Source organism: Kitasatospora sp. SUK 42, assembly GCF_015776785.2.
Classification (GTDB): domain Bacteria; phylum Actinomycetota; class Actinomycetes; order Streptomycetales; family Streptomycetaceae; genus Kitasatospora.
Map to the genome: position 1 here is coordinate 41622 of NZ_LFMD02000025.1, position 22264 is coordinate 63885.

A 22264-nucleotide genomic window follows, 5' to 3' on the forward strand; every position below is an offset into this window, starting at 1 on the left:
CGCCGGGGCGGACCCTGGAATCACCATTCGCTACGGGGGGTACGCGATGAATCGCCTTGTGGGCGCGGCGTGTTCGGCAATTCTCCTGGTCACGGTGGTCGCCTGCGCCCCCTTCGGCGACGGGGGCCCACCCCGTCACGAAGTGCCCCTGTCCGAGCCCGCGCCGCCATCCGCGCAGTGGATCGTGGACACCCTGAGCACGGTCGGCTCAAGGCCCGAGCAGTGCCCGAAACCGACCCTCGCGACCCTCGCGGTGCTCGACACCGACGGGGACTCCCGAGCGGCGGCGTTCTGGCTGGTGGACAACGTCGACGTCTGCGTCGTGACCATCCGCAACCCCATAGCCACGGGCGTCACCTTCATCCCGATCGACGACCTGACCAAAGAACGCCCGTTTCCGACCGACTCGATCCCGAACATGGCCGAGTACATCGTCACCGCCTTCCCCGGCCAGGTGGACGGCATCAGGGTGGTCGGCTCCCCCGACCACGTCCTCGGCCCCGCGCACACCCGGACGGTCGACCTCGGCGACGGCAAGTTCGTGACCTTCGTCGAGTACCGGATCGTGACACCCCAGAACGGCGACGACCTGCCCCTGTCCCTCTGCCCCGCATCCGGGGAGTGCCGCGACGCGTACATCCCGAGGCTGGTCACCGACACCCCTGAACCATCCCCGAGGAACGCCCCCTAGGGGCGTGGACACCACCCCCGCAGGGCATCGCCAGGTCGTAGCAGCGGATCCGCGGAACGTGAGAAGGTACCCCCCATGAAGCCGATCAACTTCGTCCTCAATGTCATCTGGTTGCTCTTCTGCGGAATCTGGATGGCCATCGGCTACGCGATCGCCGGAATCATCTGCTGCATCCTGATCGTGACCATTCCGTTCGGCATTGCCTCATTCAGGATCGCCGGCTTCATACTGTGGCCGTTCGGGCGGACCACCGTCGAGCGGGCCGACGCCGGGCCGGCGTCGTGCATCGGGAACGTGATCTGGTTCGTCTTCGCCGGGTGGTGGCTGGCGATCGCGCACCTGGTCACCAGCATTCCGCTCTTCCTGTCGATCATCGGGATCCCCTTCGGCTGGGCCAACCTCAAGATGATCCCGATCTCGCTGATGCCGCTCGGCCGCGAGGTCGTGCCGAGCGACCAGGCGTTCGGGGCCGCGCGCTACTGAGGCGCGCCGGGGGCGGTGAGGCGGGCCTCCAAGGCGTGGAGGTCCGCGGTGAGGGCGGTGCGGACCTGGCGGGAGATCAGCGGGGCCGCCAGGAGGTGGTGGGGGGCGGAGCCGCCGCGGACCCGGATGCGGGCGAAGGTGCCCGTCCGGGTGGGCTCGAAGGTGTAGGTCATCTGCAGGGGCCCCGGGCCGGCGACGGAGACCAGGTCGAGCATCCGCGGCGGGGCGTAGCCGGCCACCCGGAGCACGTAGTCGAAGCTCCGACCGAGGAACCGTGCCGTCCGGGTGACCTCGGCGCCGACGCCGAAGCCGCCGGTGTCGGCCTCGCGGGTGAGGGCGGCGGAGCGGATGCCCCTGGTCCACTCGGTGTCGTGGCGCCAGTCCATCGCGTAGGCGGCGACGGCTTCCGGCGGGAGGGGGATCACGCGTTCCACGGTGACGTCCAGGGGCATGGCCCCACTCTCCCGCCGGGCGCCCGGGCCCGCCTCCCGGAGGGCCCGAAGGCGCTACAGCCCGAGGATGCGGACGGCCAGTTCGCGCATCTCGACCTTGCGGATCTTGCCGGTGACCGTCATCGGGAACTCCTCGACCACGTGCACGTAGCGCGGGATCTTGAAGTGGGCGAGGCGGCCGCCGCAGTAGGTGCGCACGGCTTCGGCGGTGAGCGGCTCGGCGCCCTCGCGCATCCGGATCCAGGCCATCAGCTCCTCGCCGTACTTCGGGTCGGGGACGCCGATCACCTGGACGTCGAGGATGTCGGGGTGGGTGTAGAGGAACTCCTCGATCTCGCGCGGGTAGAGGTTCTCGCCGCCGCGGATCACCATGTCCTTGATCCGCCCGGTGATCGCCACGTACCCGTCCTCGTCCATGACGGCGAGGTCCCCGGTGTGCATCCAGCGGGCCGCGTCCACGGCCTCGGCGGTGCGCTCGGGCTCGCTCCAGTAGCCGAGCATGACGGAGTAGCCACGGGTGCACAGCTCGCCGGGCTCGCCGCGCGGGACGGTGCGGCCGGTGGCAGGGTCGACGACCTTGACCTCCAGGTGCGGCCCGACCCGGCCGACGGTGGAGACCCGCCGCTCGATCGAATCGTCGGTGCGGGTCTGGGTGGAGACCGGCGAGGTCTCGGTCATGCCGTAGCAGATGGAGACCTCCGCCATGCCCATCCGCCCGATGACCTCCTTCATCACCTCGGCCGGGCAGGGCGAGCCGGCCATGATGCCGGTGCGCAGGCTGCTGAGGTCGTAGCGGGCGAAGTCCGGGTCGGCGAGCTCGGCGATGAACATGGTCGGCACGCCGTACAGCGAGGTGCAGCGTTCGGCGGCGACGGCGGCCAGGGTGGCGCCGGGCTCGAAGGAGGGGGCCGGGATGACCATGCAGGCGCCGTGGGAGGTGGCGGCGAGGTTGCCCATGACCATGCCGAAGCAGTGGTAGAAGGGCACCGGGATGCAGATCCGGTCCTGCTCGGTGTAGTCGAGCAACTCGCCGACGAAGTAGCCGTTGTTGAGGATGTTGTGGTGCGAGAGGGTCGCGCCCTTGGGGAAGCCGGTGGTCCCCGAGGTGTACTGGATGTTGATCGGGTCGTCCGGGGCCAACTCGCCCTGGCGGGCCGCGAGTAGCGCGGGATCGGCCTGTCGGCCCGCCGTCAGCAGCGCGTCCCAGGCGGTGCTGCCGAGCAGCACCACGCGTTCCAACTCCGGACAGTTCGGCCGGACTTCCTCGATCATCGCGGCGTAGTCCGAGGTCTTGAAGCGGTCCGCCGCGACCAGCAGCCGGATCCCGGCCTGGTTCAGCACGTACTCCAACTCGTGGGCGCGGTAGGCCGGGTTGACCGTCACCAGGATCGCGCCGAGCTTGGCGGTGGCGTACTGGGTGAGCGTCCACTCGGCGCAGTTGGGGGCCCAGATGCCGACACGGTCGCCCTTAGCGATGCCGAGCTCCAGCAGGCCGAGGGCCAGCGCGTCGACGTCGGCGGCGAGTTGGGCGTACGTCCAGCGGCGGGCGGTGGGCCGGTCGACCAGGGCGTCACGCTCGGGGAAGGCGCGCACCGCGCGGTCGAGGTTCTCCCCGATGGTGTCGCCGAGCAGCGGGACGTCCGAGGTACCGGAGGCGTAGCTGCGCGGGGTCGGCGTGGTCGGCACGGGCGGACTCCTGGGTGCGACGGTGCGGGACAGGTGAACCATGCTCGCCGCCCCGGGCCCGCGCCGCCACCCCCGAACGGGGGTACGGACACGACACCGGGGCCGCCCGTCGGGTTCGACGGGCGGCCCCGGTGCTCGGGTCACTTGTTGATGCAGATGTTCCCGAAGGCCGGGTTGAGGAGACCGATGATGTCGATGCTGTTGCCGCAGACGTTGGCCTCAAGGTTGATCGGGACCTGGATCAGGTTGCCGGACAGGATGCCCGGCGAGCCGATGGCGGCACCGTTGGCGGTGGCGTCGCCGGCGGCGGCGGTGCCGGCCCCGGCGAGGACCGTCACCGCGGCGAGGGCGGTGGCGGCGAGGGTGGTACGCATACGCATTCGTCGCTCCTTGTGAGCATGTCGAGTCGAAGTGTGACGATCACACGCATCCACGATCACAAGCGATCCGCTCCTCGACACACCGGGATTGACCCATTCCGGGGAGTGTCGTCATCTCACCCCTCGTCCACCCGGCCCCCGAGACCGGCCACGCTCAGTGATTCCAGCAGCTCACGGGCCGGTTCCAGCCCTGGCTCGGCCTCCACCGCGCGGTGCAGCAGCCCGAGCGCGAGCGCCCCGTCCCCGGCCGCCAGCGCGTCCAGCGCCCGGTTGTAGTCGATCCGACCGGCGTAACGCAGCCGGAACAGCACGCTGAGGTCCTCCCGGCAGGACGGGCAGCCCAGCGTCCGAGGATCCGCCGGGACCTTGCACAGCGGGCACAGCACGTCCAGGGGCGTCACCACGCTCATCGCGGACCCGCCTCCTCCGGGCGGACCGGGCCGAGCGACTCGGCGGCCGGCTCGCTGCCCAGCTCCCGCTCCGCCTGCGCGTACAGGGCCAGCAGGTTCGACATGTGCCGGTTGACGTCCTCCATGTTCGCCGCCTCCACCGCCTCGTCCAGCCCGCGCAGCTCCGCCATGATCTGCTGGGCCAGGGCCGGTGAGACCATGTTCTGGTTGACGTAGACGTTGCACATGGTGAGCATCCGGAAGGTGTGCCCGAGCGAGTCGCACAGCTCGTCGGCCTTCTGGGCCGCGCGCATCGCGCCCTCCCAGTCGGCGGCCTCCCGGCGCAGCCGCAGCTCGGCCGCCACCGAGCGCAGCCGGTCCAGGTCGCTCGGGTCCAGGTGCTTCTCGCAGTAGTGGATGAACAGGCTCAGGTACGCCTCCGAACCGCGCACCCAGCGCTGGGCCTTGAGCTGGCGCTGGGCCCGCTCCAGCGCCGCGTCCACCGACTGGCCGCGGGTCTGCCCGGCCGCCAGGTCGTCCAGGGTGTCCATCATCCGCTGCGCCTCGCGCATCTCGGCCTCGGTGAGCTCGCCGCCCCAGCGGTCGGTGAAGGTCTCGATCTGCCGCTGCTGCTCCTCGACCTGCACCTTGAGCTCCGGGTCGAGGGTGACCCGCTCCAGCTTGACGGTCTTCTCGCCGCCTCCCTGGATCCGGACCGACAGGGTGATGGTGCGGTCCCGGTCCAGGCCGAAGGAGACCTCCACCGGGGTGCGGCCGCCGAGCCCCTCGGGCAGGCGCAGGGTCAGGTGGCCGATCAGCTCGTTCTGCTGGGCGATCTCGTGCTCGCCCTCGTAGACCGCGACCTCCAGCCGCTGCCGGCCACTGCCGGAGACCACGAACTCCCGGCTGACCGGCGAACTCGTCGGATAGCTGGTGTTCTTGGGGATGATCACGGCCAGCCGGCCGTCGTTGAGCTCGATGCCGAGGTTCTTCGGGGTGATGTCGAAGGGGTTGGTGACCTGCATCAGCTCGCCGCAGCCCGGACAGACCTCGCTGCCCGGCGGGTTGACCACGCCGCAGGAGGCGCAGCGCAGGCCGACGTCCTCGGCGGCGGTGGCAACCTTGGTGTTGCCGGGGGCGGCCGAGTTGAGCGGTTCGCCGCACAGTTCGCAGGCGGTGACGCCGGGGGCGGCCGGGGTGCCGCAGCGCGGGCAGTTGTCGCCGCGCACCACGGTGGTGGCCTGCGTCTGCTGCGGGATGCCCGGGGCGGACGGGGAGGACGGGGCCGAAGTCGTCGAACCGGCCAGGTCCTGGGCGCACTTGGGGCAGGCGTCGGCCTCGGCGTCCACCGGGAGGTGGCAGGTCGGGCAGGAGATCCTGGCGCCGCCGAGCAGCGAGGTGGCGCAGTTGACGCAGTTGGAGGCGGAGAGGTCGCCGGGGGCCCGGCACTCGGGGCACTCCACCTCGCCGACCAGCGCGGACTGCACGGCCGCGCCGAGCGCCACGCACTGCATCGGGTTGACGCCGCGCCGGATCCGGCGCGGGCCGAAGACCTCGCCGAGCCGGCGGGCGACCAGCGGGATCGCCGTCGAGCCGCCGACCAGCACCACCTCGTCGATGTCCCCGACGGTCAGGTTGGCCTGCATGATGGCCTTGTGGGTCAGTTCGATGGTCCGCTCGATGTGGGCCTCGATCAGCTCCTCGAAGCGGGCCCGCTCGAACTCGGTCTCCAGCACCAGCTGTCCGGCGCCCAGGCCGGGCAGGATGACCTCGGAGGACTCCTGGTTGGAGAGCTCGATCTTGATGGTCTCGGCGGTGGAGGCGATCTTCGGACGGTCGCGCAGGTCGGGCTGGTAGTCCGAGCCGTACTCCTCCCGGATGTCCTCCAGCAGCGCGGTGGTGATCGCCCGGTCGAAGTCGTCGCCGCCGAGCAGGTTGTCGCCCTCGATGCCGAGCACCGAGACCGAGCCAGGCACCAGCAGCAGGATGGAGATGTCGAAGGTGCCGCCGCCGAGGTCGTAGACCAGGACGGTGCGGCCCTCGTCGCCGGCCTCGGAGGTGATCCCGTACGCGAGCGCGGCGGCGGTCGGCTCGTTGATGATCCGCAGCACGTGCAGGCCGGCCATCCGGCCCGCCTCCTGGGTGGCCGCGACCTGCCGCTCGCCGAAGTACGCGGGGACGGTGATGACGGCGCGGTGGAAGGGCTCGCCGAAGCGCTGCTCGGCATCCTCCTTGAGCCGGTGCAGGATGATCGCGGAGATCTCGATCGGGGTGTAGGAGCGGCCGTTGAACCAGACGTTGACGTCGCCGTCGGTGCCCGCGGTGACCTTGTAGTCGACCTCCTTGAGGGCGGCCTGCACCTGCGGGTCCTTGAACTTGCGGCCCATGAAGCGCTTGACCGAGCGGATCACGTTGGCGCCGTCGATGGCGATCCGGCTGCGCGCGGTGGAGCCCACCAGTAGCTCGCCCTTGCGGCCGCTGCCGACCACGGAGGGCGTGGCCTCCTGGTTCTGCCGGTTGAAGATGATCTCCGGCTCGCCCCGGCGCAGGTGGGCCACCACCGAGTTGGTGGTGCCCAGGTCGATGCCGAGTGTGCGGTACATGTCGTTCCCCTCTTGCCCCTCGTGGTCTGGCTACTTCTTGCGCTTGGCCCGCTTGCCGGGCCGGCCCGCCGCCTTGCCCTGCCGGCGGACCCTGGGCGGGACCGGCCGGGGCCGGGGGCCCTCGGGGGCGGCGGGTGCCGCGGCCTCGGGTTCCGGGTCCACGGGCTCGGGCTCTGCGGGCTCGGGCTCTGCGGGCTCGTACACCGACTCGGGCTCGGCTTCCGCTTCCGGCTCCAACTCCGGTTCCAGTTCCGGCTCCGCTTCCAGTTCCGGCTCCAGCTCCGGCCCCGCCCCGGGAGCCGCCACGACCACCTGGGCCCGCCTCAGCACCTCCTCCTCCCAGAAGAACCCGGTCACCACCGTCTGCAGCACCGTCTCCGGCGCCACCCCCGCCCGGGCCTCGGTGCCGACGATCTCGGTCAGCGCCGGGTCCGCCGCGAGCCCGTCCAGCCGCATCGGGCGCACCCCGGCCTTGGCGAGCCGACCGAGCAGCCGTCGGCGGGTGGCCTCCAGGCCGGCGCCGCGCCCGTGCGCCACCAGCTCGCGGTCCAGGCCGAGGGCGGCGAGCGCGTCGTCCACCTCGACCAGGACGCCCAGGAGTTCCCGCTGAGCGGCCCGGGCCGCCTGCTTCTGCTCCGTCAGCCTGCTCCCCAGCAGTGAGGCGCGGAAGAGCAGTTGGCTGAACTTGGCGTCGAGATCGACGGACTCGGCGCCGGGCGGGACCGCCAGCCGCTGACGGCCGTCGAGCGGGGACGCGGTCGGTGTGTCGGTCATTCCGGTACCTCGATCTGCGGCAGCACGGACAGGTCGGCCGCGTAGCGGGCGGGGACGGGCGGTTCGGGGTCGGCGCCGCCGGGGGCCGGCTCGGCGAAGTCCGCGGCCAACTCGGCCCGGTGCAGGGCCAGGAAGCCGGGGGCGGGCGGCAGCGGCGGGCGTTCGATCACCAGCAGCGGTTCGGCGAGCGCGGGCGCGAGCAGGTCGGCGGCCTGGTCGACCGGCTCCGGCGGCAGCGGCTGCTGGAGGTCCGCCTCCAGCCGCCGGTCCGGATTGCGCAGCAGCGCGGCGGCGTCCTGGATCTGCTGGCGGCTGTAGCGGCCCGCCTTGAGGGCCTTGCCGACCGAGAGGTTGATCTCGCGCACCCCGGCCGTGAGCGGGATGCCCAGGACCTCGTACGGCGACGGTTCGTGCAGTGGCATGGCGGGCGGTCTCTCTCCTCACGCGTCGAACGGGCAGAACGGGTCGCACGGGTCGGTCGGGTTGAACGGCCGGGTGGCTCGGGCGGGTTGAACGGCTCGGGCGGGCCGGGACTCACGGCTCACGACCGGGAACGTCTACGACGCCATCGGCCGCCCTTCGGTTGCCGGTCAGCGGAGCCTCTTGATGCGCGCCGCCAGGGCGCGCAGCTCGCGGTCGTACGGACGGTGGTGGAGGGCCATATCGATCGCCCCCCGGGCCTCCAGGTAGCTGCCGGCATTGGCCCGGTCGACGGCGAAGGAGCTGAGGACGACGGCGAGTTCGTTGTGCAGCCTGGCCGTGTCCTCCGGATCGCCGGACAGCTCGATCGCTTCCTTCAGCAGCATGACCGCCTCGATGTAGCGGTGGCGCTCGTAGTGGCCGACCGCCTCGGCGCGCCACACGCTGACCATCAGCCGGCGGATGTCGACCGAGTCGTCGTAGGACTTGGCCCTGTGCAGCATGGCGGACTGCTCGGCGAACGGGCTGTCCTGCATGGCCTCGATGACGTGGTTGGCGAGCATCACCGCGACCCGGCGCGGGGCCTCACTCTCAAGGTCGCCGTCCCAATCCGGGTCGGCACGCAGCGCCATGGTCATCAGTTCGATGGCGGAGGCGCGGTCGTCGGCGAAGGCGGCCGAGCGGGAGAGCTGGCGCAACACGAAGGCGAGGCCGTGCCGGTGGTCCGGATCACCGGGGCTGAGGTTGATCAGCTGCTGCCACAGGTCGGCCGCCTCCATCAGCTCCTCGTCGGAGGCGTCGGGGTGGCTGAGCTGGCCGGCCCGGTTGCCGAGGGCGGCCTGGAGGAAGTGCCGGGCGGTCTGGTCGCCGGGGACGAGGTCGAGGCTCTTCCGCAGCAGGGTGAGGGCGCGCGGGTAGTCCTTCTCCTCGTTGTTGATCTTGCGGGCCCACTGGGCGTAGGTGGCACCGAGGTCGCCGCGCACCTCGCGGTCCTCCGGGGCCAACGCGTAAGCCTTCTCCAGCAGTTCGACAGCTCCGGCCTGGTCGTCGTCACTGCTCTTGAGCAGGGCGCGGGCGGCCCGCACCCCGGACTCGGCGGCGATGGCGGCCGCGTCGTCGGGCAGCACGGCGCCGGGGACGGTCCGGGCGCGGGTGAGGCTGTCCAGGGCCTCGCGCCAGTCCTGGTTGCGGTGGTGCTCCCGGGCCTGGGCGACCAGGGCGGCGCCGAGCAGTGCCTGCCAGTCCTCGCCGCGCTCGTTCTCGGCCACCGCGTCCAGTGCGGCGACGGCGGCGGCCTGGCGGCCCTGGAGGTGCAGGTAGCGCTGCGGGCCGAGTTCGCCGAACAGGCCGAGGGCCCGGGTGGGCGCGGGCGCGTCGGGGCCGTCGGGGCGCCGCCAGGCCCGTACGGCCTGCTCGAACGCCGCTGCCCAGGCGGCGAGTTCGGGCTCGGAGCGGAAGAGCCGGTCGAGGGTGGGGCCGACCGTCAGGCGGCGGGCGGGGCGGCCGGGCAGGGTGATCCGGACGTCCTCCTGGGCGAGGGCGTCGGCGGCGCGGGCCTCCATGCCCAGGCGCAGGGTCCAGGCGGTGACCTCGTCGCCGCTGCGGCCGGCGGCCCGGTCGAGGGCGCGCAGGTCCTCCCGGAGCCGGTCGGTGAGCGCGGTACGGGCGGTGGCCAGCCGCTGCGGCTCGGCCGGGCGGCCGGTGATCCGGGCGCTCTCGGCCCACAGTTCGGGCTGGTGCAGGGCGGCGACCAGCGAGCCGAGGGTCCAGGCCCAGACCTGCTCGTCGGAGGTCCCGGCCGGCGCGGCGGACGCCGCCAGCCGGTAGCCGGCCAGGCCGAGGGCGTGCAGCAGCCGGGGGTTGGCCGGGTCCTTAAGCAGCAGGGCACGGTAGCCCTGGTAGGCCTCCAGGCGGCGGCCCTCGACGGCGTGCTGGTGGGCCTCGTGCTCGCCGAGCAGGATCAGCGCGGCCGCCGTCCGCGGGTGGCCGGGGGCGAGGGTGAGGGCCTGGCGCAGGTCGGTGGCCGCCCGTCCGGGTTGCTCGGCGGCGAGCGCGGCGCCGGCCCGGCGGACCAGTACGGCGGCCCGGGCGGCCCCCGCGCCCTCGGGCAGGTCGGCCAACGCCTCGTCGAGGCGGCCGAGTTCGGCGCGCAGCAGCGCGAGGTCGAGCCGGACGGGCGCGGCGGCGGGGCCGTCACCGAGCGCCTCGGCCCAGGCCGCGAGGACGGTTTCGGCTCGCTCGGGGGTGCCGGCCCGGCGGGCGCAGTCCAGGACGGCGCGCAGGGCGGGGCCGGTGCAGCGCACGCAACGCGGGGCGGCCGTGCCGGCGGGGGTGTGCAGGTGGGCAGCGCAGGCCTCCCGGCCGCAGCCTCCGCAGGTGCCGGTGGCGGGGCGTTCGCAGGCCGCGCAGTCCCCCACCGGGTCCGCGGGGGCGGTGGCGGGGGCGGCGGACAGGAAGTGGCCGTACCACTCCAGCGCGGTGGCCCAGTTGCCGGCCCGCTCGGCGAGCAGGGCGCGCAGCCGGGCGAGCGCCGGGTCACCGGCCGGGTCGGGGGTGAGCGGGCCGAGCAGGGCGATGGTCTGCACCGGGCGGCCCGTCAACAGGGCCACGGCGGCCAGGTGGTAGCGGTCACGGAGTCCGGCGGCGGGGTCGAGCAGGGCGGTGACCGGCCCGGTGGAGCCCTCGGCGAGGGCGAGGACGGCGCGCAGCCGGGACTGCCGGTGGGTGAGGGCGCCGGGCAGGGTGTCGGCGAGGGCGAGGGCGGCGGTGGCCCGTTCGCGCGCTTCGGGGCGGTCGCGGCCGGTGACCAGCAGGTGGGCGGCCTCGCGCAGGGCGGCCTCGCGCAGCGCGGCCCGGTGGCCGGGGGCGGCGGGCTGCTCGGCGGCGGCCTGCTGCCACAGTTCGCGGGCGGCGCCCGGGTCGGTGGCGAGCCGGGTACGGGCGAGCCGGTCGCGGGCCGGGGCCCGGTGGTCGCTCAGCTCGGGGTCGTCCAGGGGTTCCCAGCGGGCGAGGGCGGCGGCCGGGTCGCCGGTGCGGGCGAGGGCCAGTCCGTGGTGGAAGGCGGCGACCCGGCTCCAGCGGGTGCCCGGTTCGGTGTCGGCCTCGGCGCGCAGGATCGGCTCCGCCTCGGCGGCCTGCCCGGCGGCGGCCAGGGCGGCGCCGAGCCGGATCCGGGCGGGGCGCCAGTCGGGGGCCTGGCCGAGGCCGGCACGGTAGTCGGCGGCGGCCTCGGCGTGCCGCTCGGCCCGCTCGTGGACCAGGGCGAGGCCGAACCGGGCCGGGGCGAAGGAGGGTTGGGCGGTCAGGGCGGCGGTGAACTGCTCCCGGGCCCGGTCGTCGGCGCCGAGCAGCAGAGCGAGCCGACCGAGGGCGTAGCGCGGGCGGGGGTCGGCCGGGTCCGCTTCGGCGGCGGCCGCGAGGTCGGCCCAGGCGGCGTCGGTGGCGCCGAGCCGCTGGCGGGCCAGGCCGCGGAAGAGCAGGGTGTCGGTGCGCAGCGCCGGGCCGCGCCCCCACGGGGAGGGCTCGCCAGGGCCCCGGCGCAGCGCCTCGTCGAAGGCGGCGACGGCGGGCTCGTCCCGGTGCAGGGTGAACAGTTCGGCGCCCCAGCGGAACCAGAGTTCGCCGCTGCCGCCGGCGGCAGCGGCGGCGGCGAGCAGGGGTTCCGCCTCGGCGGCCCGTCCGGTGGTGCGCAGCAGGGCGGCCCGGGCGAGCACCGGCCAGTCCCGGCCGGGGAGGGCGGTGAGGGCGCTGGTGGTGGCGTGCTCGCGCTGTTCGGCGTCGCCCTCGCGGCAGAGGCGCTGTAGCCAGGCCTGGGCGCGGGCTACGGCCTCGGCCTCCTCGCCGGGGTCGGCGGGGTCGGCGGGGTCGGCGGGGTCGGCGGACTGGAGGAAGGCGAGCACCGGCCCGAGGTCGCCGTCCGGGGCCTGGGTGCGTTCCTCGGCGAGGCGGCGCAGGCTCCACCGGGGCAGTTGCCGGGCCGGGTCGGCGAGCAGGGGGAAGGCCTCGCGGTGCAGGGCGAGGGCGGCCTGCTGGTCGCCGGTGGGGAGGGTGGCCTCGGCCTCGCCGAGCAGGGCGAGGCCGCGCTGGAAGCGCAGTTCCTCCGGTCCGGCGGCGAGTTGGCGGGCCAGCCGGGCGTAGCGGCGGCGGGCCTGCGGGGCCTTGCCCGCGGCGAGCCGTTCGGCGGCCGCGGCGAGGGCCTTGGCGGCACCCGCGGCGTCCGGGACGGTTCGCCTGCGCGCCAGTGCGACGGCGGCCGCACCGGCCAGTGCCACCGCGATCAGCAGCACTGCGATCAGCAGCATGCACCGTCCCCCTGTGCTCGATCGTCGCCCCACGTCATGATCAACAACCCCCGTACGATCATGAGTTGACGTTGTTTCGTGATGTTGCTCGGGCGCCCATCAGAATAGGCCCTCCTCTGGTCAGACGAACAGAAATGAGCACTATCCTGGGCAACGGATCAGCAGTACATGGCCAAGGCAACAGCAGCGGTGAGAAGCGTCGGGGGTCGCGTGTCCGAGTCTCGTTGGGTGCCCGGGCTCCGCTTCGGGCCGGAGTTCGACCCCGAGCAGTACGAACTGCTGGAGTTCCACCACCGGGGCGGCGAGGCCGAGGTGTGGCGGGCGGTGCGCACCGGCCACAACGGGATCAGGGAACTCGTCGCCGCGAAGATCATGCTGGAGCGCGACCCCTCCGAGGTGCGGCGCTGGCTCGGGCGCTGGGACGACGTCTCGCACAACGCCCACCGGCTCGGCGTCACCGACCTGGTGGTGCCCAGCTTCCTCCTCGGCCCCTCCCCGCACCGGCCCGGCGCGGCGCCCTCCGGCGGGCTGCTCGGCTACCAGATCTCGCCCTGGGTCGACGGCGTGCCGCTGCACACCTGGGCCCGCACCCAGCGCGGCGGCCCGGCGGCGGTGGCCGAGGTGCTCGGCCGGCTCTGCCGGATCGTCGACGAACTGCACCGCAAGCGCTGGGTGCACCGCGACATCTCCCCCGCCAACGTCCTGGTGGACGCCCAGGGGCAGGTCAAGCTGATCGACCTGACCTTCCTCGCCCCGCTCGACCACACCCTGACCGTCGCCGTGTTCACCCCCGGACACGTCCCACCGGAGGCCGAGCAGGTCGGCGGCTTCCCCACCACCGCCAAGGACCTCTTCGCGGTCGGCACCCTCGCCCGCACCCTGCTGCTGCCCGACCACGGCCGGCTCGACCACCGGCTCGCCGCCGAGCAGGCCCGCGCCGAGCTGCTGGCCGCCGGCTACGCCGAGGAACTGGCCCACTGGGCCTGCGAGCCGCTCGCCCGCGAGCCCGACCGCCGGCCCGCCCCGCTCGGCCCCTGGGTGGCCCGCGGCCGCGAACTCCTGCGCGCCCACCGCCCGGTGGCGCGCACCGCGGGCCTGGCCGTGCTGCCCGACCGGGCCGGCAGGCCGCTGGTGGTCACCGGCGGTGCCGACGGCACCGCGCTAGCCGGCCCCGGCCGCACCAACCACCGGCTGCCCGCGGGCCAAGGGCCGGGAGTGGTACGGGAGTTGGCGACCGGCTGGGCCGGACGCCAGGGCGAGCTGGTGGTCTGCGCCGAGGACCGCACCGGCACCCTGTGGGTCGGCACCGCCGCCGGCTGGTGGGAGGCGGCGCGCGGGGTCAGCGGCCTGGCCGGGGCGGTCAACTCGGCCGGGGAGCTGACGGTGTGGACCGCAGCCGCCGGCGCCCTGCGCTCCTACCGCTGGGCCCCCGGCCTCACCCTCACCGGCCAGGAGCACCCCGGCTGCCCCGCCGACCGGGTGCTCGCCGCCGAGGAGGAACGGCCCGGCGCCTGGCTCGTCCTGCTCGAACACCAGGAGCGGGTGCTCGGCTGGCGCCCCGGCTCCGGCGAACCGCCCGTCCCGCTCGGCCCACCGGGCGCCCTGCGCGCCGGGGCGCTGGCCCGTACCTCGGCCGGACCACAGGCCGCCACCCTGCGGGCGGACGGCTCGGCGCAGCTGCACACCCTCGGGGCGGCCGGCCCCGCCGCCGAGATCGGCGACGGGGAGCCCTCCCTCGGCATCGCCATGGTCGGCCACCGCGGCGGCCCGACCGTCGCACTCGCGGGCGCGGGCGGCGTACGGCTGCGGCTGCCTCCCGGCGGGGCGTCGCGGCGCCCGCGGTGGTGGCGGCCCACGCTGCGCCCGGCGACCCGGGTCGCCCTCGCCATGGGGGACGACTGGCGGCTCTGCCTGGCGGCGGTCGTGGAGGGCGAGTTGCAGGTGTGGCAGGAGGACGCGGCCTACCGCTGGCAGGCGGTGGAGCTGCCGGAATGATCGCTCACCGGAAGTCGGCCGCGTGGTCGAGCGCCCGGACGACGAAGGGTCGGCCGGCGAGGGGCCGGCCGGGACGGTAAGACTGAGGCCGCCCGCGCGGATAGCGCGGGCGGCCTCGTCTTCACGCGGCCCTCGGGCCGGCCGTGGCGTCACTCACGGCCGGCCCGCTCGTGGATGCCCACGAGTCGGGACGCCTCTTCGTTTCTTCGTTGCTGTGGCCCCGCTGCACGAGCCGGAAGTACTCCTCCCGCTCGGCACGGAGGGCCGTATCCCCGCCCGCGATCAACCCCCTGAGGTTCGGGGGCGCGGATACCTGGCATAGAGGTCCGCCAGATCGCCCAGCACCTGAGCCAGCGCGGCCTGGGCATCGCGCCGCGGCTGGTCGGCCGGGAGTTCCACGAGCGCCTCCCGTTTCGAGCGGCCTGCCGCGATCACCTCTGCGCGGAGCGCCATGCGCTCCTCCTCCAGGGCCGCCCCGGCCACCAGCAGCCGACGGCAGGCCTTCCTGACCGCGTCCCAGCCGTCGATCGCGTCGGCCTGGTCCTCGATGAACTCCTCGTCGTCACCCGTGGGGAACGAGCCGGACTGATTCAGGTACGACGCGTTCGAACTGACGAGTAGCCGCCCGAGCTGGTACTCCACCTCGCTGCCGGCATGACCGCTTGCCAGCAGGTCACCCAGAGCGATGTCCTTGGTAGGCGCCGGAGACTCGTCATAGTTCCAACGCGGCATCGAGTCAGCCCCTTTCATTGTCCCGTCCTTCCCGCGAGGTCCCGCCACGAGAGCCCGAACAAGGCACCGAACTCCCGGACGCCGTCGGTCGGCAGACCACCGGCTTCGGCCATCGCCTTGCAGTGACTGAGGCAGCTGTTCGTGATCCCATCGTACGGGCCGCCGGGCGGAGCGTTGACCGCCTTGAACTGCGCTTTCATCGCCGCCTCCGGGTTGGGCAGCGAGATTTGCTTCGACCAGCGGTGAGCTGTTTCCGGCTGGAAGTAGTCGATCTCAGTAATCAACTTGTCCTCGGAGTGAATCTGCTCGGTATGCACACTCCGCGAGCCGTTCGAGATCTCGACGCTGTAGTGCGGAGTCGTGTCACCCGGTGAAGGCTCCCAGCTGTGCAAGGTGAGCGTTCCACCGCTCCCCTTGGCGCCCGGGTTTCCGCTCTCGTTGCTGGGGCGGGCGGCCTTGGCCGGGGAGGTGGGCTCCTTGACGGTCGGGGACGGGGTCCGAGGCGCCGCGGAGGCCGCCTTGCCGGCGTCCTGTTCGAGTGCTGACACGATCTTGCCGGCGCCGAGGCTTGCGACCGCTGTCGCTCCGAGGGCCAGTCCGCCTGTGCCTGCGGCTCCCATCGCTGCTCCGGCCATGGCGCCGGAGAGGGTGGCGCCGGTTTCCAGGGCGCCGGCGAAGCCTTCGGCGGCGGCGGCGAGGACGCCGCCGCAGACGCCGCCGGAGGCGACGATGCAGGCGGCCGCGCCGACGACGACGGCGGTGACGACCATGGCGGCGATGACCGGGTGGTCCTCGACGGCCTTGACGACGGTGTGGACGGCGCTCTTGGCCTTGCACTTCAGCCAGCCGCTGAACCCTCCGCACTTCTTCTTGCCGCCGTCGCTGTGACCGCCGCCACCACCGCCACCGCCACCGCTGGTGCCGCCGCCACCGCCGTCACCGCTGTTGCCGGTGTCGGAGGCGGAGGTCCCGTTGGTGGGGGTGATGGGCTGGGAGGTGGAGGGCCCACCGGTGGTGCAGTTGGTGGAGGTCGGGTGCTCGTTGCAGTACTCGGCCAGTCGTCCGTCGCTGACGGAGGTCAGGCCGCTGGCGTCGCTGCTGTTGAGCGGGTCGTTGTTGCTGTAGGCGTAGCCGTTCCACTGCTGGGGGCTACCCTCGGCCAGGAGCGGGTCCGGGTTGAGGAAGCGGCCGTGGACGGGGTCGTACTCGCGGGCGCCGAGGTTGGTCAGCCCGGTGGCGTCGTCCTTGGTGCCGCCGACGAAGCCCTTGTCACCGGCCCAGGTCCCGGGCGCGGGCTGGGTGCCGCGCTGGTTGCCGAACGGGTCGGTGGGACGGCGCGAGACCGTCTGGGCGGCATCGGTGTTGATCTGGACGCCGTTGGTGCCGTGCGGGTCGGACGCCTGGTAGACCAACTGGCCGCCGCCGGTGAGCGCGGTGACCCGGGTGATGGTGATGCCGCCCGGCGAACCGTAGTAGCGCACGTCGGTCATCGCCCCGGAGGCGGTGTCGAGGGTGAGCTCGTCCGATCCGAGGTTGAGGGTGGTCTTGCCCGGGTCACGGCGGATCAGCTGGTTGCCGTCCGCGTCGTACAGGTACGACGTCCCCTGGGACCCGGCCTTGGTGACGGAGTCGAGCTTGTCCTCCCCGTTCCAGGTGAGGGTGGTGGTGCCGGTGGTGTCGGTGACGCTGGTGGTGTTGCCCATCGCGTCGTACTGGTAGCTGGTGGTGGCCGTGCCGCTCGCGGACTTCGTCGAGGTCGACGTCAGCGCGTGCGGGCCACCGGTGCCGCCGCCCGTGTTCGGGGCGGTGGTGGCCGTGTTGACCGTGCCCGCGGGGTTGAACGCCTGGGTGGTGGTGATGTCCTTGGCGGTGTTGCCGGTGACATCGTGCTGCACCAGCGAGGTGCGGTTGCCCGTGGAGTCGTAGGTGTAGCTCTGCCAGTACGGGGACGGACCGCCCACGCTCGGCTTGCCGCCGGTGACGGCGGGGCCGTTCGTGTTGTTGCAGGCGCCGACGCCCGGCACGGACGGCGCCGCCTTGGTGGTGGTGTCGCCGGTGTCGGTCCAGGCGCTGGCGAGGCGGCCGAGGTAGTCGTAGGTGAAGCACTGCAGATCGGTCGCGGAGGCGCTCTGCACGTCCTTGACCGAGGTGATCTGCCCGGCCGGGTTGTAGGTGTAGGCGAACTGGTCGAGTGAGGTGGTGCCCGCCTGGCGGTCCAGGAAGGAGTTGACGAGCCGTCCGGTGGCCCAGTCGTACTGCTGGGTGGAGACGACCTGCGTGCCGAAGTCCCCCACCGTGGTACGGGTGGGGCGGCCCGTGGCGTCGTACTGGACGTCGGTGACGAGAGTGCCGGCGCCGCCGGAGGCCATCAGCAGACCGGTGTTGCTGTAGGTGAAGTCGACCTCCTCCGCCGGCAGGCCGCCCACCGCGGGCAGGTTCGTGTGGTCCAGCGAACCGAGGACCGGGGTGTAGACGTTGCTGGTGGTGTAGGTGGCCGCCAGCGGTCCCTCACCGCCCGTCCCGCCCGGGATGGTCATGGTGGAGCCGAGGATCCGGTACATCGCGTCGTAGCCGGTGACGGCCTGCGTGTACGCCCTGCTCGACGGACCCTGCGCGCCGCCCACGTACCGGGTGTTGGAGGCGAGCATGCCCTTGCCACCCGCCACGGTGTCATAGGTCCAGGCGGCGAGCTGGTTCGCCGGTGCGACGCTCCCGTTGTACAGGCCGGTCTTGCGGCCGAGGACGTCGTAGGAGTAGGCCAGGGTGTTGCCCTTGGCGTCCGTGGTGGAGGCGACGCGGGAGTTGACGTCGAAGGTGGTGCTGGTCGTGCCGGAGTCCGGGTCCGTGACCGATGTCTGACGCCCGCGCAGGTCGTGCGTGTAGCTCCAGGTGTTGCCCGCCGCATCCTTGCGGGTCAGCGGCTGACCGGCCGGCGTGTACGCGTACGTCGTGACGTCCGCATCGGTCGCCACACCCGTCGGCGCACTGCCGTGGTACTGCCACAACGCGGTGGTTCGGCCACGGGCGTCGGTGAACGTGCTGGTCGGCGACTTGCCCTGCGGCGGCGTCACGTCCACACGGTCCGCACCGGGGTAGGCGGTGGTGGTGACCCACTGCTGCTGGGCGTAGGACATGAACGCATCGCTCACGGGGCGGCCCGTGCCGTCGTAGGTGATCCAGTCCTGCGCGGGCACCTGCGAGTCCTGCGGAGCGAAGATCGTCCCGTTCGGCTGGTTCGCGCCGTCGAAGTACGCCGCGGCCGTCTTCACGGCCCAGCCGTGCGAGTCGTAGACCTGATCGGTGATCAGACGCCCCGTGCCGCCGGTCGCCGGGCTGCTCTGGGTCTGCCGCAGACGGCCCAGACCGTCGTACAGCTCGTTCCTGGTGCGGTAGGTGCCGTCCTCGTTGATCGCCTGCGAGGTGATCACGGTCGGAGCCGTGACACCATTGATCGCGTAGGAGAACGTGTAGTTCGCGCCCAGGTTCGTGGCCCGGTCCGGCTGCCACACCGCGGTCAGACGCCCTAGGGCGTCGTACTGCTTGGTGGTGACGCGGCCGTTGGCGTCGGTGGACACCAGCGGGATGCTGCGACCCGGGTCAAGGGTCTGGGTCGTCGACCACCCTGCTCCCATCGGGCCCGTCAGGGTGACGGTGGTGGGGATCGCGCCGGTGGCGGGGGTGAACGCGGTCTGCTGGGTGACGCCGTCGGAGCCCGCGGCGGAGGTCACCCGCCCGTAGGTGTCGAAGGTGGCGGAGGTCAGCTGCGCGTAGTTCGGCTGACCCGCGGCGTCGTAGGAGTCCACGGCCCAGGTGCTCGTCGGGTCCGCGGTGTCCCCGGCCTTGCCCGGCGCCATGTTGTCGTAGCGGGTCTGGGTGTCCTTCAGCGTGTTGTTCGCGTCGGGGGTGGTCCCGCACGGGCCCGCGACGATCTTCTCCCCGGACACCAGCATCCGCATCAGCGGGTTGCTGCCCGTCGCGTAGCTGGTGGTGGTGCAGATCTCCGGAGCGGCCGCGGTGCCGTCACCCTTGTCATCGCCCTGGATCGGGCGGTTGCCGTTGTTCGGGTCGAACGTCGTCACCGAACTCGTCGTGCGCCACGCCCCGTTGGACAGCTTCGTCCAGGACGAGGCCGTGGTGCTGGTGCTCTGGTAGCGCGCCACCAGGTCCGGCATGTTGTTCTGCTGGTGGTGCGTCGCGGTGACGACGTCGTTGGCGGTCACCGTGGAGGAGGCGCTCTGCACGTTGCCGCCGGCCTGGTCGAAGGCCTGCGTGCCGATCACGTTGCCCGTGCGCCACTTGTCGTCCGTGACCGTCACCGCGCTCGCGCCCGGGTACGGCGTGAACGACACTGACACGTTGCGCGTGGAACCGTTGGCGAGGTAGTCGCCGTTCATGCCCCGCAGGTACGTCGTGACCTGCTGGGTCTTGGGCGCCTCACCCGAGTAGCCGCTGCCGGTCGTGGTCGTCACCGTCTGGTAGCCGCGGAAGTCGTCCCAGGTCCGCACCTTCGGGTCGGTGAACTCTCCGTCGTTGCGGTGCCAGGCCGCCGTGCCGCCGTAGGTGTAGTTCGTCGACTTCGTCAACGTCGTTCCGGTGACGGCGTCCTGCTCGGTCACCGACGTGACCAGGTACTTGTTGAACCAGTCGCTCACCGGATCCGGCGAGGAGGAACCCGGCAGGTACCAGTGCACCGGCATGCACGCCATCGTGTTGCCGTCCTCCGAGGACGGCATCGTGCTGTTGACACGCGAGCACTGGGGGTCTGCGTAGTTCACGTTGATCTGCCCACCGGTCTCGGCGGTGATCTGCTGGATCCGCGGACGCAGGAACCCGGGCTCCGCCGGCACCAGGCCGTCGACCCGGTTCGCCAGCTCCCGCGCGGTGAACGACACCGCCGGCAGTGCCACCGCCGGCCGGCCGTTCGTGGCCGTGCGCACGATCGAGGCCAGCCACAGCGCCGGCTTCGTACCGTCCCCCGGGTCGGGGAACGTGTGGTTCAGCGCCCACGAGTCCACCGTCGTGTAGCTGGAGCCGACCAGCACCTGCGTGCTGATCTGCGACAGCATCAACGGCGACCAGAACGTCGGCGAGTAGTTCTTGCACGACCCCGACGACCCGCAGGCCTGGTCCAGCGGCGTGTCCGGCCAGTTCGACTGGTTCGCCACCGTCCGGTTCCCCGACGTACACGTCACACTGCCCGACGCCACACACCGCTCAGCCGTCGTGAACAGCACCTTCGCGGCGGGATTGACACCGCCGCCCGCGGCGAGCTGCTCGGGAAGGCGCTGGCCGTAGGCGATCTGCGTCACCTCGGCGGCCCGCACGTACGGCGTGAGCGTGCCGTTGCCGCTGTTCTGGCCGCCGCCACGGGAGTAGTAGTTCAGATCCTGCTGGTAGGAGTAGGTGATCAGGTTCTGGTGGGTGTCCACGACGTAGTCGAGGTTCCACCGCCACCCCTCCTGGCACCACGAACCCTTTCCGGTCGAGGAGTTGTAGCAGTCGTCCCCGCTGTTCGGCGAGTAGACCGGCACGTACTCCACCGAGTTCGTCGCCGCATCGCTGTGGTTTCCGCCGGGAAGGTGGTTCTGGCCGAAGTAGTACTGGATGCCGTCGGTCGTGGTCACCCGCCAGTACTCGCCGTTGTGCGCCTCGTTCGCCGCGCCCGTCAGCTGCTCGATCTTCGAGCCGTCGTCCCCCTGAAGGTGCCACACCCCCGTCGCGTCGTCGCGCACCAGGGTGCCCGAGTGACCTCCCAGGCTCAGCGACGCGTTCTGGCCACCCCAGCAGACATCACCCGAGTTCGTGATCCCGTCCTTGTCGCAGGACCGGTAAGAGCGCTCGATGAAGCCGGGCTGGTAGTCCCAGCCCTCACCGACCCAGGACGACTGCGCGTTCTGCGAGGACGTCTTCCCGTCCACCATCGACGAGTCGTAGCCCAGCGACAGCGCCGGACCGGCACCACCGATCGACGCCGGCGTCTGGATCGGGTACGAGTAGGTGAAGTTGCCCATGTTCGAGCCCGCGCCCCACGCCGCCGACGAGGACAACGGCGAAGCCGAGTACCCGCCCATCGGACCCGACGGCGTGGCCGTTGCCGCCAGCACCGCCGACGTCTGAACGGCCGACACCTGCGTGTCCGACGCCCGCACGACCTGACCGCCGGAACCCGCCGGCAGCGAGCTCTTACTTACCGTGGACGCCGCCGGAAGCGTGACCTGGGCGGTCAGAACGCCGGTCTTCGGGTCCACGCTGGATTCGACCGGCGTCTGCGTACGGCACTCCGCGCTGTCCGGCGTCGTCAATGCACACGCCGGAAGCTGGATCAGCCGCGCACGATCCGACCATCCGGCTCCCTGGAGGTTCTTCAGGTCCAGGGCCACCTTTACACTTCGCCCACTTGACGAAGCGTCAGTTCCGGTGAGGGCGACGAGTGCTCCGCTCACACCGGCGGCCTTGCCCTCGTCCGGGCCCGATACGTCCACCCGGACCGAGCCCGCCGAATTCCCGTCGCCCTGGGCGACCTTCACCGGCAACTGCCCGGCCTGCACCGGATTCGCGTCCGGCAGTGCCACCGTCGCCGAACCGCCCGAAACCGCCGCCGAATTGGCGGGCTTCCATTCGCCCGGCACCGGGTACTCCGCGCCCGGCAGCTTCCCGGGCTTCACGTCCTCACCCTTGACGGACTTCTGCTCCGCCAGGGGCGTCTTCGGCGACCACACCTTGCCGTGCGGCCGCGCCGCGGCCCACGCCTCGGCGGACGGAGCCATGATCAATGATGTCAAAACGGACAAGAAGACGAGAAGGGGCACCCAAGGATGTCCCCCCCTTAACCATCTCCCGAGCGGCGCCTGTATACGCCAAGCCCCCATCTGAATCCCCTCAAGAGAGACTAATCAACGACCCATCACATGTCTTTGTGACGGCCGAAGAGGACCCTAGCGTGGCGTTGATCGGATGCACATAGGGATTCGATGTCGGGATAACTCCGATGGGACTTGACTCCCCCACTCGCGGACCTCCATCGTTCCCGTCGAACGTCCGCGTCATCGCGGAATTTATCGGGGAGGACGAAAATTCTCACAATGTCCAGTTTCAGAACCTTGTCCGAGGCGAGGGGACCGAGGACGAGAAGGCGACGCACCGCGCAGCTCGTCGCCATGGCCGCCACCAGCGCCCTGGGAATCGGCATGCTCGGCGCTCCGGCCGCCCTCGCAGCCACGCCCACGCCCACGGGCGCCCAAGTGGCTCTGACGCCGTTGCAGCAGGGCATCGTGGACGCGCGGGCGAAGGCCAAGTCGACGGGTAAGCCGGTCGTGGTCGACGCGATGACCACCGAGACGTCGCTGACCCTCATCAAC

14 protein-coding genes are annotated in these 22264 nt (G+C 72.3%); 4 read left to right on the plus strand and 10 right to left on the minus strand.

What is annotated here, in order from left to right:
- Positions 1 to 142 precede the first annotated feature (142 nt).
- Positions 143 to 691, plus strand: coding sequence for a hypothetical protein (locus RZ50_RS28380; protein ID WP_196952768.1), 549 nt, complete (start codon positions 143 to 145; stop codon positions 689 to 691).
- A 75-nt stretch (positions 692 to 766) separates the two neighbouring features.
- The gene (locus tag RZ50_RS28385) at positions 767 to 1174 is read left to right on the plus strand and encodes a YccF domain-containing protein (RefSeq protein ID WP_196952769.1); all 408 of its coding nucleotides are present in this window, start codon (positions 767 to 769) and stop codon (positions 1172 to 1174) included.
- Here RZ50_RS28385 and RZ50_RS28390 read toward each other — a convergent pair.
- From RZ50_RS28390 to RZ50_RS28425, 8 genes are all read right to left on the minus strand, one after another.
- Complete coding sequence (locus RZ50_RS28390) at positions 1168 to 1626, minus strand: SRPBCC family protein (RefSeq protein WP_196952770.1); 459 nt, start codon at positions 1624 to 1626, stop codon at positions 1168 to 1170. The two genes, RZ50_RS28385 and RZ50_RS28390, sit on opposite strands and share 7 nt — an antisense overlap.
- A gap of 54 nt (positions 1627 to 1680) precedes the next feature.
- On the minus strand, positions 1681 to 3312 hold the full coding sequence (locus RZ50_RS28395) for an AMP-binding protein (RefSeq protein WP_308272439.1): 1632 nt from the start codon (positions 3310 to 3312) through the stop codon (positions 1681 to 1683).
- Between the two features lie 140 nt (positions 3313 to 3452).
- The gene (locus tag RZ50_RS28400) at positions 3453 to 3692 is read right to left on the minus strand and encodes a chaplin (protein WP_196952772.1); all 240 of its coding nucleotides are present in this window, start codon (positions 3690 to 3692) and stop codon (positions 3453 to 3455) included.
- Between the two features lie 116 nt (positions 3693 to 3808).
- Positions 3809 to 4102, minus strand: coding sequence for a hypothetical protein (locus RZ50_RS28405; protein WP_196952773.1), 294 nt, complete (start codon positions 4100 to 4102; stop codon positions 3809 to 3811).
- Positions 4099 to 6684: an Hsp70 family protein gene (locus RZ50_RS28410; protein ID WP_196952774.1), complete on the minus strand. Its 2586-nt coding sequence runs from the start codon at positions 6682 to 6684 to the stop codon at positions 4099 to 4101. The genes RZ50_RS28405 and RZ50_RS28410 overlap by 4 nt, the downstream gene beginning before the upstream one ends.
- Positions 6685 to 6714: 30 nt before the next feature.
- The gene (locus RZ50_RS29995; protein ID WP_196952775.1) at positions 6715 to 7458 is read right to left on the minus strand and encodes a nucleotide exchange factor GrpE; all 744 of its coding nucleotides are present in this window, start codon (positions 7456 to 7458) and stop codon (positions 6715 to 6717) included.
- Entirely contained in the window at positions 7455 to 7880 is a 426-nt protein-coding gene (locus tag RZ50_RS28420; protein WP_196952776.1) for a hypothetical protein, read from the minus strand. The genes RZ50_RS29995 and RZ50_RS28420 overlap by 4 nt, the downstream gene beginning before the upstream one ends.
- Before the next feature lie 168 nt (positions 7881 to 8048).
- Complete coding sequence (locus tag RZ50_RS28425; protein ID WP_196952777.1) at positions 8049 to 12179, minus strand: hypothetical protein; 4131 nt, start codon at positions 12177 to 12179, stop codon at positions 8049 to 8051.
- Positions 12180 to 12389: 210 nt separating this feature from the next.
- Here RZ50_RS28425 and RZ50_RS28430 point away from each other — a divergent pair, with 210 nt between their 5' ends.
- The gene (locus tag RZ50_RS28430; RefSeq protein ID WP_196952778.1) at positions 12390 to 14174 is read left to right on the plus strand and encodes a hypothetical protein; all 1785 of its coding nucleotides are present in this window, start codon (positions 12390 to 12392) and stop codon (positions 14172 to 14174) included.
- A gap of 282 nt (positions 14175 to 14456) precedes the next feature.
- Here RZ50_RS28430 and RZ50_RS28435 read toward each other — a convergent pair whose 3' ends face one another.
- Together RZ50_RS28435 and RZ50_RS28440 are read right to left on the minus strand one after the other, a co-directional pair.
- A complete protein-coding gene (locus RZ50_RS28435; protein WP_196952779.1) occupies positions 14457 to 14924 on the minus strand; it encodes a hypothetical protein in 468 nt (155 codons plus the stop codon).
- The gene (locus RZ50_RS28440; protein ID WP_217681004.1) at positions 14921 to 20917 is read right to left on the minus strand and encodes an RHS repeat-associated core domain-containing protein; all 5997 of its coding nucleotides are present in this window, start codon (positions 20915 to 20917) and stop codon (positions 14921 to 14923) included. The genes RZ50_RS28435 and RZ50_RS28440 overlap by 4 nt, the downstream gene beginning before the upstream one ends.
- Positions 20918 to 22063: 1146 nt before the next feature.
- On the opposite strand from RZ50_RS28440, the gene RZ50_RS28445 reads away from it, so the two are divergent.
- The coding region (locus RZ50_RS28445) for a hypothetical protein (RefSeq protein WP_217681005.1) at positions 22064 to 22264 on the plus strand (201 nt) is incomplete at its 3' end.

Bases quoted from the DNA above. Each gene is read 5' to 3' on its own strand.
- RZ50_RS28440 (WP_217681004.1), bottom strand. From the start codon at position 20,917: ATGGGCAACTTCACCTACTCGTACCCGATCCAGACGCCGGCGTCGATC.
- RZ50_RS28410 (WP_196952774.1), bottom strand. From the start codon at position 6,684: ATGTACCGCACACTCGGCATCGACCTGGGCACCACCAACTCGGTGGTG.
- RZ50_RS28400 (WP_196952772.1), bottom strand. From the start codon at position 3,692: ATGCGTATGCGTACCACCCTCGCCGCCACCGCCCTCGCCGCGGTGACG.
- RZ50_RS28385 (WP_196952769.1), top strand. From the start codon at position 767: ATGAAGCCGATCAACTTCGTCCTCAATGTCATCTGGTTGCTCTTCTGC.
- RZ50_RS29995 (WP_196952775.1), bottom strand. From the start codon at position 7,458: ATGACCGACACACCGACCGCGTCCCCGCTCGACGGCCGTCAGCGGCTG.
- RZ50_RS28425 (WP_196952777.1), bottom strand. From the start codon at position 12,179: ATGCTGCTGATCGCAGTGCTGCTGATCGCGGTGGCACTGGCCGGTGCG.
- RZ50_RS28405 (WP_196952773.1), bottom strand. From the start codon at position 4,102: ATGAGCGTGGTGACGCCCCTGGACGTGCTGTGCCCGCTGTGCAAGGTC.
- RZ50_RS28420 (WP_196952776.1), bottom strand. From the start codon at position 7,880: ATGCCACTGCACGAACCGTCGCCGTACGAGGTCCTGGGCATCCCGCTC.
- RZ50_RS28435 (WP_196952779.1), bottom strand. From the start codon at position 14,924: ATGAAAGGGGCTGACTCGATGCCGCGTTGGAACTATGACGAGTCTCCG.
- RZ50_RS28390 (WP_196952770.1), bottom strand. From the start codon at position 1,626: ATGCCCCTGGACGTCACCGTGGAACGCGTGATCCCCCTCCCGCCGGAA.